11 protein-coding genes and 1 tRNA gene are annotated in these 11941 nt (G+C 67.5%); 8 read left to right on the top strand and 4 right to left on the bottom strand.

Annotated elements, in window-relative coordinates; genetic code table 11:
- Window positions 1-88: 88 nt before the first annotated feature.
- Window positions 89-2554 (top strand): DNA ligase D, encoded by a 2466-nt coding sequence (gene ligD / locus DFR49_RS09645; RefSeq protein ID WP_119036341.1) that lies wholly within the window; start codon window positions 89-91, stop codon window positions 2552-2554.
- A gap of 89 nt (window positions 2555-2643) precedes the next feature.
- On the opposite strand, the gene DFR49_RS09650 is transcribed toward ligD, so the two are convergent.
- From DFR49_RS09650 to DFR49_RS09660, 3 genes are all read right to left on the bottom strand, one after another.
- Complete coding sequence (locus DFR49_RS09650) at window positions 2644-2835, bottom strand: DUF1289 domain-containing protein (RefSeq protein ID WP_119035555.1); 192 nt, start codon at window positions 2833-2835, stop codon at window positions 2644-2646.
- Window positions 2836-2843: 8 nt separating this feature from the next.
- Complete coding sequence (locus tag DFR49_RS09655; protein WP_119035556.1) at window positions 2844-4196, bottom strand: DEAD/DEAH box helicase; 1353 nt, start codon at window positions 4194-4196, stop codon at window positions 2844-2846.
- Between the two features lie 91 nt (window positions 4197-4287).
- A complete protein-coding gene (locus DFR49_RS09660; RefSeq protein WP_245968336.1) occupies window positions 4288-4746 on the bottom strand; it encodes a hypothetical protein in 459 nt (152 codons plus the stop codon).
- Between the two features lie 37 nt (window positions 4747-4783).
- Between DFR49_RS09660 and DFR49_RS09665 the strand changes: the two genes are divergently transcribed.
- From DFR49_RS09665 to DFR49_RS09675, 3 genes are read left to right on the top strand one after another with little or no spacing between them, the layout of a single operon-like run.
- A complete protein-coding gene (locus tag DFR49_RS09665; protein WP_425454932.1) occupies window positions 4784-6286 on the top strand; it encodes an FAD-binding oxidoreductase in 1503 nt (500 codons plus the stop codon).
- 58 nt (window positions 6287-6344) lie between these two features.
- Window positions 6345-7130, top strand: coding sequence for a SapC family protein (locus tag DFR49_RS09670; protein ID WP_119035557.1), 786 nt, complete (start codon window positions 6345-6347; stop codon window positions 7128-7130).
- Window position 7131: 1 nt separating this feature from the next.
- Window positions 7132-7692 carry a cytochrome b gene (locus DFR49_RS09675; RefSeq protein ID WP_119035558.1) on the top strand — a complete coding sequence of 187 codons (561 nt, stop codon included), beginning with the start codon at window positions 7132-7134 and terminating at the stop codon, window positions 7690-7692.
- A 228-nt stretch (window positions 7693-7920) separates the two neighbouring features.
- Here DFR49_RS09675 and DFR49_RS09680 read toward each other — a convergent pair whose 3' ends face one another.
- Complete coding sequence (locus tag DFR49_RS09680; RefSeq protein WP_119035559.1) at window positions 7921-8775, bottom strand: N-formylglutamate amidohydrolase; 855 nt, start codon at window positions 8773-8775, stop codon at window positions 7921-7923.
- 142 nt (window positions 8776-8917) lie between these two features.
- Between DFR49_RS09680 and cpdR the strand changes: the two genes are divergently transcribed.
- The 4 genes from cpdR (at window position 8918) to DFR49_RS09700 (ending at window position 11904) form a co-directional block, all read left to right on the top strand.
- The gene (gene cpdR / locus DFR49_RS09685) at window positions 8918-9295 is read left to right on the top strand and encodes a cell cycle two-component system response regulator CpdR (protein ID WP_119035560.1); all 378 of its coding nucleotides are present in this window, start codon (window positions 8918-8920) and stop codon (window positions 9293-9295) included.
- 183 nt (window positions 9296-9478) lie between these two features.
- Window positions 9479-9553: transfer RNA gene (locus DFR49_RS09690), tRNA-Val, on the top strand.
- Between the two features lie 482 nt (window positions 9554-10035).
- Window positions 10036-10779, top strand: coding sequence for a FadR/GntR family transcriptional regulator (locus DFR49_RS09695; RefSeq protein ID WP_119035561.1), 744 nt, complete (start codon window positions 10036-10038; stop codon window positions 10777-10779).
- A gap of 63 nt (window positions 10780-10842) precedes the next feature.
- A complete protein-coding gene (locus tag DFR49_RS09700; RefSeq protein ID WP_119035562.1) occupies window positions 10843-11904 on the top strand; it encodes a glycoside hydrolase family protein in 1062 nt (353 codons plus the stop codon).
- Window positions 11905-11941: the final 37 nt, after the last annotated feature.

The following is an 11941-nucleotide window of genomic DNA, read 5'->3' on the forward strand; positions in this document are numbered from 1 at the left end:
CGACTCGTGTGATGCAGCCCGCTGGAGATGGGCCCCCGCCTTCGCGGGGGTGACACAGGAGCAAGTGGGGGTGACGCAGGAGCAACAGGTGGCCACGACATCAGACCCGCTCGCGCTCTACAACGCCAAACGCGATTTCGCGAAAACGGCGGAGCCCGCGGGGACGCTCGCCAGGGGGCATGGCAACGCCTTCATGGTGCAGAAGCACGACGCGACGCGGCTGCACTGGGACTTGCGGCTCGAGATCGACGGCGTGCTCAAGAGCTGGGCGGTGACGCGCGGGCCGAGCCTCGATCCGGGCGAGAAACGACTGGCAGTCAGGACCGAGGATCATCCGCTGTCCTATGCGACCTTCGAGGGCACGATCCCTGCGCAAGAATATGGCGGCGGCACGGTGATGCTGTGGGACCGCGGCACCTGGGCGCCGATCAAGGGCAAGTCGACAAAGGATCTGGAGAAAGGACACCTCCACTTCATCCTCGACGGCGAGCGGATGAAGGGTGCATGGCTGCTGATCCGGCTGAAGCCGCGTGGCAAGGAGACGCGCGAGAACTGGCTGTTGCGCAAGATCGACGACGCCGAGGCGGGCGGCACCGATACGTTGGTCGAAACGGGCCTGACGAGCGTGAAGACCGGGCGGACGATGCAGGAGATCGCGGAGGGAAAAAAGGCGCGCGTTCTCCCGCGAAAACGGGAGTCCAGAACCAAGAGCGGCGCGCGTGGGGCTCTGGATTCCCGCGTTCGCGGGAATACCGGGCTACCCAAATTTCGCGACCTCCAGCTCTGCACGCTGGTCGATGACGTGCCCGCGGGCAATGGCTGGATCCACGAGGTCAAATATGACGGCTATCGCGCGTTGCTGGCGGTGGGTGGCGGCACGGCCAGGGTGTTCACGCGTACCGGGCTCGACTGGAGCGACAAATTTGCCGGCATTGCCGAAGCGGCGGCGGCATTGCCCGTCGCGAGCGCGCTGATCGATGGCGAGATCGTCGCGTTCAAGGACGGGCGGCCCGATTTCTCGACGCTCAAGGACGCGATCTCCAACGGCGGCGACATGACGTTCTTCGGGTTCGACCTGCTGTCGCTCGACGGCGAGTCGCTGGAGGCGCTGCCCAATGTCCAGCGCAAGGAGCGGTTGCGGGCCGTGCTCGACGGTGCCGGCCCACGGCTCCAGTTCGCCGAGCATGTCGTCGGCGAAGGCGAGACGCTGTTCACCGCGATGTGCCGCGAAGGCTATGAGGGGATCGTCTCGAAGCGCGCCGATGCGCCGTATCGCGGGCGACGAACCAAAGCCTGGCTCAAGATCAAATGCACCCGACGGCAGGAATTCGTGATCCTGGGCTGGACCGAGAGCACGGCCAAGGGGCGCGGCTTTCGCGCCCTGCTGCTTGGCCAGCACAGGGACGGGAGGCTCGTCTATTCGGGCAAGGTCGGCACCGGGTTCGATCGCGACACGATGGCGGCGCTGCGCACCAGGATGGACCGGCTGGCGCGCAAGACGCCGACGGTCGAGGCGCCGCGAGCGGCGACGCGCGGCGCGCATTGGATCACCCCAAAGCTGGTCGCCGAGATCGCGTTCACCGAATTCACCCCCGACGGCGCGCTGCGGCATCCGAGCTATCTGGGGCTGCGCGAGGACAAGCCGGCGGAGGATGTGATGCCCGAGATACCGAAGAAGGCGGCGGCGGCGCGCATCACGGTCAAGGTGACGCACCCCGAGCGGCTGATCTTTCCCGACAGCAAGGTGAGCAAGGGCCAGCTTGCCGATTATTATGCCGCGGTGGCGCCGATCATGCTGCCCTGGGCCGCCCACCGGCCGATCAGCCTGGTGCGCTGCCCGCAGGGGCGCGGCAAGAAATGCTTCTTCCAGAAGCACGATGCGGGCTCGTTCGGAAAGCACGTCCGCCATGTCGACATCACCGAGAAGGACGGCAGCGTCGAGCCGTATCTGTACGTCGAGGATGCCGACGGGCTGGTCCAGTGCGTGCAGATGGGGACGATCGAGTTCCACGGCTGGGCATCGTCGGTGGGGACGCTCGAACAGCCCGATCGGCTGGTGTTCGATCTCGATCCCGACGAGGGGCTCGACTTCGGCGATGTGAAGAAGGCCGCGATCGATCTCAAGCAGCATCTCGCCGACATCGGGCTGACGAGCTTCGCGATGCTTTCGGGCGGCAAGGGCGTGCATGTGGTGGTGCCGTTGACGCCCGGAGCCGACTGGGACGCGACCAAGAGCTTCGCCGAACGCTTCGCCCGCGCGCTCGCCGAGGCCGAGCCCAACCGCTTCACCGCGACGATGGCCAAGGCCAAGCGCAAGGGCAAGATATTCATCGACTGGCTGCGCAACCAGCGTGGGAACACCGCGGTCCTGCCCTATTCAGCGCGCGCGCGCAGCGGCGCCCCGGTGGCCGCGCCGGTTTCCTGGAGCGAATTGAAGGATATCGAGACGCCGGCGATGTTCTCGGTCGAGGATGTCGATACACTGATCGGGCGCGCCAATGCCCGCGCGCTCGACGGCTGGGGGGTGGCCAATCAGGTGCTGCCCGACGTGTAAGGGGGCGCGGCTCTGCGAACGCGGGAGTCCAAGATACGAAGCGCCGCTACCCCGCGACTCTGGGCTCCTGTTTTCGCAGGCGTACGGGATCAACTCCGGCGGGCGGGGAGCGCTGCCATCACCGCGTCGCGCTCGGCGTCGGTCATACTGGTCCAGCGGGCGATCTCGTCACGCGTGCGCGCGCAGCCGCGGCAGCGATCGGTGGCGGGATCGAGCGCGCAGAGGTTGATGCAGGGGCTGGCCATCGGGCGGCGCGGCACGATCTCGACGATGCCGGCCATCGCCCGGATCAGGGAATCCGCGCCGACAGGAAACCGGGGACGGGGCCGTTCCAGCCGCCGTCATCGTCGAGCGGTTCGTCGTCGCGGGGCCGGGCGCCGCGATCGGCGCGCCGTTCGGGCGGCCGCTCACGACGGCGGTCTCGCGCAGGTTTGCGATCGGGCGCGCGGTCTTGGTCGTGGCCCCGGCCTCGCCCCCGGCGTGCGGGCTTTTCCGCCTCGGCCGGCGCGGGCGCGGCCTCGGGCGCGGCTCCGGCATCGAGGCGCGCGATCGTCTGCCCGGTCAATTTCTCGATATTGGCGACATTCTCGACGTCTTCCGGGGTCACGAACGTATAGGCCGTGCCGGTGGCGCCCGCGCGGCCCGTCCGGCCGACGCGGTGGACGTAATCGTCGGGATGCCAGGGCGCGTCGAAATTGAAGACGTGGCTGACGCCCTTGATGTCGAGCCCGCGCGCGGCGACGTCGGAGGCGACGAGGATGTTGATCTCACCGCGCTTGAACAGATCGAGTTCGGCGAGCCGCTGCGGCTGTTCCATGTCGCCGTGGATCTCGCCGGTTTGGAAACCCGAGCGCTTGAGGCTCTTGTTGAGTTCGCGCACGGTCGTCTTGCGGTTGCAGAAGATGATCGCGGTGCGGACCTCGTCCTGGCGCAGCAGATCGCGCAGCCGCCCGCGCTTGTCCGCCGAGGCGACGGGCACCAGCCACTGGGTGATGTTGACGTTGGTGGTCGCGGGCCGCGCGACCTCGATCGTCTTGGGGCTGTCGAGGAATTTGTCGGCGAGCTTCTTGATCGGCGCGGGCATCGTGGCCGAGAACAGCAAGGTCTGGCGCTGCTTGGGCAGCTTGGTGCAGATTTCCTCGATATCGGGGATGAACCCCATGTCGAGCATCCGATCGGCCTCGTCGATCACGAGCAGATTGCACGCGGTGAGCAGGATGTTGCCGCGCCCGAACAGATCCATCAGCCGCCCCGGCGTCGCGATCAGCACGTCGACGCCCTTTTCGAGCGCCTTGACCTGATCGCCCATCGACACGCCGCCGATCAGGAGCGCCATCGAGAGCTTGTGATATTTGCCGTATTTCTCGAAATTCTCGGCGACCTGCGCGGCAAGCTCTCGCGTCGGCTCGAGGATCAGGCTGCGCGGCATCCGCGCGCGGCTGCGCCCCTGCGCCAGAATATCGATCATCGGCAGCACGAACGACGCGGTCTTGCCGGTGCCCGTCTGCGCGACACCGATGATGTCGCGCATCATCAGCACACTGGGGATCGCGCTCGCCTGGATGGGCGTTGGCGCTTCATAACCCGCTTCCGCGACCGCGCGAAGCAATTCATCCGAAAGGCCGAGATCGGCAAAGTTCATTGGGGAATCCGGAAAGAGGAGCGGCCCGATCCATCGTACCGCGCGATCCGCGCTCGCGGATTTAGCGGCTAATGTCAAGGTTTCCCGCGCGTCAGCGCGCGGGAACGAGGTGTTTGAGCGCGACGATGGGGCAATTGTCGCCCGAGCGCGAACGGATCGAATCGCGCCGCGCGCAGAGCCGGCCGTCGCTGGTTCGCTTCAGGTAGAAGCCCGAATAGAAATCGAGCGCGGGGCAATCGTCGCCCAGCTTGGCGCGCAGCCTGCTGCCGCCGCGCACCACCAGATCGACGCTGTCCGGCTCGGTGATCGTCGCCGCGGCCAGCGTGTCGACGGCGACGCATTTGGGCGCGTCCTTCTCCACCCAGCGCAGCGGCTGGACGTCGGCGATCGGCTGGCGCCCCGGCGGGATCGGCATACGCGGCACGCGCACCACGATCCGCTCGTGAATCGTCACCTGCTGCCACGCGATGCCGCCCGGCGGCCCGGCCGGCGCAGCGGCCGGCGCGGCGAGCAACAGCAGCAGCGCGGCAGGGAAGACGAGGCTCGACATGCGGGCACAGCTTCTAGCGCCGAGGGTTGAACAGTCGATGAATTTGCCCGGCCTGCCGCACGTGCTACGCGCTGTCGCCATGACCCCCGGCCAAACCGCCCTGCTCGATCACTTGCGCGACCGGATCGGCTCCAAGGCGATCATTACCGAGCGCGACGCGATTGCGCCGTGGGAAACCGACTGGCGCGGCCGCTGGCACGGGCACGCGCCCGCCTTGCTCAGCCCCGGATCGACGCAGGAAGTCGCCGCGATCGTCGCCGCTGCGCGCGCGGCGGGCGTGGCGCTGGTGCCGCAGGGCGGCAACACCTCGATGGTCGGCGGCGCGACGCCGCCCGAGGACGGGTCGGCGCTGATCCTGTCGCTGCGGCGCCTGAACCGCGTGCGCGGCATAGATACGCACGCCAACCTCGCGATCGCCGAGGCCGGAGTGATCCTCGAGACGCTGCATCAGGCGGTCGCCGCCGAGGGCCGCCGCTTCCCGCTGACGCTGGGATCGCGGGGGAGCGCGACGATCGGCGGGCTCGTCTCGACCAATGCCGGCGGCACCCAGGTGCTGCGCTGGGGGACGATGCGCGGGCTGGTCGCGGGAATCGAAGCCGTGCTGCCCGACGGATCGGTGCACGACGGGCTCGCGGTGCTCAAGAAGGACAATCGCGGTTACGACCTGACCCAGTTGCTGATCGGCGCCGAAGGCACGCTGGGGATCGTCACCGCCGCCGCGCTCCGGCTCGCGCCCGCGATCACCGCGCGCGCGGTCGGCTGGGCGGGGTGTGCAAACCCGGTCGACGCGCTCGCGCTGTTGCGGCGGATGCAGGCCGCGACCGACCGAATCGAGAGTTTCGAGATCATCCGCGGCGATTCGCTTCGCCGCGTGCTCGATCACGTTCCGGGCACGCGATCGCCGCTGGCCGGGCAGCACGCCTGGCACGTGCTGATCGAGGCGGTGGCGAGCGACCCCGAGCCGGTACCCGGAGCCGAATCGCCCGCCGGCCTGCTCGAACGGCTGCTGGCGCCCGCGCTGGCCGACGGGCTGATCGCCGACGCGGTGGTTGCAGCAAGCGAAGCACAGGCCGAGGCGTTCTGGCGGCTGCGCGAATCGCTTTCCGAAGCCGAGCGCGCGGGCGGGCCGGCGCTGCAATTCGACATCTCGGTGCCCGTCGAGGCGATGCCGCGCTTCATGCTCGACGCGGCCGCCGCTGCCGAGGCGCGCTTTCCCGGCACCCACGCGACCGCGTTCGGCCATCTCGGCGACGGCAATGTCCATTTCCATGTGCGGGCGCCCACAAGCGCCGCAGCCGACCGTTGGTACGCCGATGAGGCGCCCGCGATCACGCGATTCGTCGACGATCTGGTGGTCGCGGCGGGGGGATCGATCTCGGCCGAACACGGGATCGGCCAGATGAAGCTCGCCGAACTCGAACGGCTCGGCCCGCCCGCGCGGCTCCACGCGCTGCGCGCGATCAAGGCGGCGCTCGACCCCGCCGGGTTGCTCAACCCCGGCAAGCTCGTCAGGCTTGCGCGCGAGCCCGCCGGGAAATAGAGCCGGGTGGAACCGAAACAACCGGCGCGCCGCGCCCCTGCATCTGGAGAGTTTTTCAATGGCCAGCGCGCCGCAAAGCCAGCTTCCGCTTTTCTACAACGCGCTCGAACCGCTTTCGAGCCAGGCGCATGCCAAATTCCGCACGCGCACCCGCGATAAGGCGCCGTTCCTCGCCAGCCAGCACGCGGTGCCGCTGACGATCGACGAATTCCCACTTGTCCAGCGCTTCATGCCGATCGTGTTCACGCTGGGCGACGACGCGATCCCGATCGCGCTGATGGGCTTGAACGAAGGTGTCAACGTGTTCGTCGACGACGAAGGCACGATCACCGAGAAGAACCTTTACATCCCGGCGTATATCCGCCGCTATCCGTACATGCTCGCGCGGCTGCGCCCCGACGCGCAGGAACTGTCGCTGTGCTTCGATCCGACATCGGACGCGATCGGTGATTTCGAGGAAGGCGAGGCCTTGTTCGACGGCGACCAGCCGACCGACTTCACCAAGGGCATCCTCCAGTTCAACGAAGCGTTCGAGCAGGCCGGCGGCCGCACCCAGGCGTTCATGAAGGAACTGAAGGAACTGGGCCTGCTGATGGACGGCGAGATCAGCATCCAGCCCGAGGGCGCCGAGCGGCCGTTCATCTATCGCGGCTTCCAGATGATCGACGAGAAGAAATTGCAGGAACTGCGCGGCGACCAACTGCGCAAGGCCAACCAGAACGGCATGTTGCCGCTGCTCTACGCGCACCTCTTCTCGCTCTCGCTGATGCGCGAGATTTTCGGCCGCCAGATGCAGCTCGGCAAGATGCCGCAGCCGCAGGCGCAACTCGATCCGGTCGCCTGAAATGGCCCCGGCACGAGCGACGAGCCCGGCGGGCCGCTATTCGACGGGCGCGATCTGGTTTCACTGGATCATCGCGTTGCTCGTGCTGTTCAACCTCGTCGTCGGCATCTTCCATGAAGGGGTGCCGGCGCTGAGAGCCTTGATGGGCACGCACAAGGCGGTGGGGATCACCGTGCTCGCACTCACGCTCGGGCGGATCGCGTGGCGGCTGGGGCATAATCCGCCGCCGCTGCCCGGCGAGGTTGCGGGCTGGGAACGCACCATCGCCCAAGGGATACGCTGGGTGTTCTACGCGCTGCTGCTGATCATGCCGCTGACCGGCTGGGCGATGGTATCGGCCAGCGCAAAGCCGCGGCCGATCGCCTGGTTCGGGCTGTTCGACGTGCCGTTCCTGCCCGTGACCAAGCCGATCGCCGGCACCGCGCACGAACTGCACGAAACGCTGGGGCTGCTGTTCGCGGGGCTCGTGCTGCTGCACATCGCAGGCGCGCTGCGCCACCATCTGCTGCTCAAGGACGGCGTGCTCGCGCGCATGATCCCGGGGATCGCCCCAAAGCGCTGACGGGGCGTGTGAAAATGGCGTCGGTTGCGGCGGGCATGGGCCTTGAAGCGACTGAACCTCTGTCCTATATTCGTGAGGTACGGCTTCGTGTCCCCCCCTTTCGCGAGGTCGTATGACACGCCTTCGGGCGTGTGTCCTCCCTGAACCTTGGCCACCTCGTGCCCCGCGCACGAGGTGGTTTTTTTATGTGGGGTTCGTGGCGCGCGGGAGGCGCACCGGCGCATCCCCCTATTCGGCCGCCAGCGCGCCCGGCTGCGCCAGCGCCTCGTCGGCGAGCGCGTCGATCATCCGGCGCAACACGGCCGCGGTGCGCGCCAGCCCCTTCCCCGGCCGATCGAGCGCCGCATCGAGATAGAGCGCGCGGCACAATTCGACCTGGACGGCGTGGATTCCCGCCCGCGGCGCGGCGTGGCGTTCGAGGATGTGGCCGCCCGCATAGGGGCTGTTGAGCGCGTAGCGCAGCCCGGCGGCGTCGGCCTCGCCTTCGAGCCGGGCGACGAAGCGCCCGCCCGCGCTTTTGCCGAAGCGATCGCCGAAGACGATACGGACCGTGTCCGCCGCCGTGCCGAGCGGCGGCATCGAATGCAGATCGAGCAGCACCGCGATCCCGAAACGCGCGCGCGCGGCGGCGAGCGTGCGCGCCAGCGCGGCGTGATAGGGCCGGTGATCGAGCCGGATCCGCGCGACGATCTCATCGGCGGTGAAGCGACGGCACCACAGATCGCCCGATCGCGCGGCGCGGCGCGGCACCAGCCCGAGGCCGCTGCGCAGCTTGGCAGACTGGAACGGCTGCCGCCCGGCGGCGGCGCCATCGTCGACGCGCGGGTCGCGTTCGTGTTCGGCGCGGTTGAGATCGATCCAGGCGCGGGCGCGGCGCTGGACGAACACGGTTTCGCCGACGCGCGCCGCCAGTGCCACGCGATCGACCGCGCGATCCTCCAGCACCGTCAATTGCGCGATCGGCACCCGAAGCGCGGCCCGCAGCGCGAGCGGATAATCACGCCCCGCGTGCGGCACCGAGAGCACCACCGGGCTGGTCGGCTCGGCAGGTCCGTGGCGGTCGAACGGCGGGGCATCCTCCATTGCCGTTCAACTTAAGACGGGCGACGCCTGTCAGCAATCGTCGCATTGCGGGACGTATAGCGGGTTGGGCCAGACGCGCGTCGGGCTGGAAAATCTTAAACGCTTTGCGCATAACCTGATCCGTGACGTGTAGGGGCTCCCGATGATCCGAATTCTGCTGGCCGAAGACGACCAGGTGATGCGCGAATATCTGACGCGCGCGCTCGAGCGGTCGGGCTATGCGGTGAGCGCGGTCGATCGCGGCACCGCGGCGATACCCTTGCTCGAAACCGAGCGGTTCGACCTGCTGCTGACCGACATCGTCATGCCCGAGATGGACGGGATCGAACTCGCGCAGCGCTGCGCCGAGATCGCACCCGATACGCGCGTGATGTTCATCACCGGCTTTGCCGCGGTGACGCTGAAGGCGGGACGCACGATGCCCGAGGCCCGCGTCCTCTCCAAGCCGTTCCACCTGCGCGACCTGGTGCTCGAGATCGACCGCATGTTCGAGATCGAACGGATGTCAGGGGGGAAATAGGGTTTCTTGCCGTTTGCAAAAGGCGGCGCCGGCCCACTCCCCCACCCCGGCGCCCATACAGTATAATGTCTTGGGTGGTGGAGCGGGGGAGCAGGCCGGGGACGCCTCTGTTTCCGTGTCATTGAAACAAACCACAGAGCGCTTGCATGCGCCCGCATCCCCGGCTACAGCCCGCCACCTCGTGGGCGTGTAGCTCAGTGGTAGAGCACTGTGTTGACATCGCAGGGGTCGCAAGTTCAATCCTTGCCACGCCCACCATTATTCGTTGCGAATGCAACACGCAGACAGGCCTGGCCGCGATCGACGGCCGGGCCTGTTTGTGTTGCGGCCCCCGATCGCCGACGTTCGGGCGCTGCCGGAACGCGAAAAAATCCGCCCCCGAAACGAATTCACATCCTATCCTCCAGAATCGCGGGTTCGTAAAAGAAGCCCGCGCGGCGGCGGCACGATCCATCGATATCGCCATTGCCGTCGCAGCGGCCTTGCCAGTACGCGTATAAAATATTACCAATTGAAAAAAGCGAGAGAGGTTGAATGGTTAGGCAAATAGCTGTTCCGCGCGCTACCGTCGCGGCGCGCAGGAACACCTTGCTGATGAATGACGGGCAATGCGGTTGCCTTGAGGCCACGAAATGACCGATGACGTTCTTCCCCGCACCGGATCCTCCGGCGACGGCGCAATATCGATTCCCGCCGCGCCGGTGGCGCGATCCGGGACCGGTCGAGCAGGAGCGTCCACGATGGCATCGCCAGCCAAGTTCGGGAGATACACCGAAGGCACGCTTTCGAGCCACGATCAGGTCGCCCGCGCGCTGGGCACCGAGATCCTCGCCGGCGTCTATCCGCCCGGATCGAAAATCCCCGGGGAAAGCGAAATCCTGCACCGTTTCGGCGTGTCGCGCACGGTGTTGCGCGAGGTGCTCAAGACGCTGACCGCCAAAGGGCTGATCGTCTCCAAGACGCGGGTCGGCACCACCGTGCTCGATTCGTCGCACTGGAATTTCTTCGATGCCGACGTGCTGTCGTGGAAGGTCAGCCAGGGTTTCGATGCGCATTTCCGCCACGACCTCACCCAGGTCCGCCTCGCGCTCGAGCCGGCCGCCGCCGCCGAAGCCGCCGAACATCGTTCGGACGAGGATGTCGCCGATCTACGGCGCTGCATCGCGCAGATGTGGGATGCGACCGAGAGCGCGCGCGCCTTCGCCGAGGTCGATCTCGATTTCCATCGCGCGGTCGGCAAGGCATCGGGCAACGTCCTGATGCGATCGATGTCGGCGGTGGTGGAAACCGCGCTGGTCGCCTCGTTCACGCTCAGTTCGCCGTTCCGCGAGGAGCACGAACACGAGGTCAGCGTCCGCGGTCATGAACGCATCGTCGATGCGATCGAGGCACGCGACGGCCCCGCCGCGGCGGCGGCGATGCGCGCGATCATCGGCCACGGGGTGGGGCGCATCGCCAAGGCCGAGGCCGGCGCGCAGCCCTGAACCCCCGCGCGCGGCGAGACGCGTGCCGCCTCGCCCGCTTGCTATCGTGAGGAACCACAAGACATGATCGACCGTCGTTCGCTTCTCGGCGCCACCGTGGCCGGCACCGGCGCGATGCTGCTGCCCGACGCCGCTCGCGCGATGGCGGCGGCCGCCGCCGATCCGGTCGCGCCCTATCGGACGCCCTACAAATATCCTAAGCTGATCCTCGCCGGATCGGGCATCCCCGGCAGCTTCGACGAGAAAGCGGTCGATTGCCCGTTCGTGTTCTCGGCCAACGGCAAATTCTACCTGACGCACGTCGGCTTCGACGGCATCGGCTATCAGACGGGGATCTGCGAATCGGACGATCTGATCAACTGGCGCCGGCTCGGCATCATCATGGCGCGCGACCCCGATGATCCGATCACCCGCTACAACATCGCCTGCGCATCGATCCTGCGCGAGAACGGCCTGCAATCGCCGGCACGGCTGATCAAGGTCGGCGGGCGCTATGTCGCGGCGTGGCACGCCTATCCCAATGCGGGTTACGAGGAAGGCGCGGCGGTGATCGGCCTCGCCTGGAGCGACGACTTCATGCACTGGGAGCGCGGCCCGGTGATCCTGCGCGCCGAGGACGGCGCCGACTGGGAGCGCGGCGGGCTCTACAAGCCGACGCTGATGAAGGACGACGATACCTTCTATCTGTTCTACAACGCCAAGACGACGGGTGAGCCGTGGCACGAGCAGACCGGTCTTGCCACCTCCAAGGATCTCAAGACCTGGACGCGCCATCCCGGCAATCCGATCATCCCGAACGGGCCGCGGGGCGCGCCCGACGCGCGCTTCGCCAGCGATCCGGTGCTCGTCCGCCACGACGGCCGCTGGGGCATGTTCTATTTCGGGCTCGCTTATGACGGCCACGCACGCGACCTGCTCGCGCTCGGCAACACGCTGACCGACTTCAGGAAGGTCGACGAGGTGCTGATCGACGTCGGCCCGCCGGGATCGATCGACGAGAAATACGCGCACAAGCCGTCGGTCATCTACCACGACGGCGCGCTCTATCACTTCTACTGCGCGGTCAGCGGCAAATGGCCCAACGACGTGCGCGGGCTGGCGGTAGCGCGCTCCAAGCCGTGGTAAAATGACAACGGCCCCGGCGATGAACGCCGGGGCCGTC

It is taken from the genome of Hephaestia caeni, assembly GCF_003550065.1.
Lineage (GTDB): Bacteria > Pseudomonadota > Alphaproteobacteria > Sphingomonadales > Sphingomonadaceae > Sphingomonas > Sphingomonas caeni_A.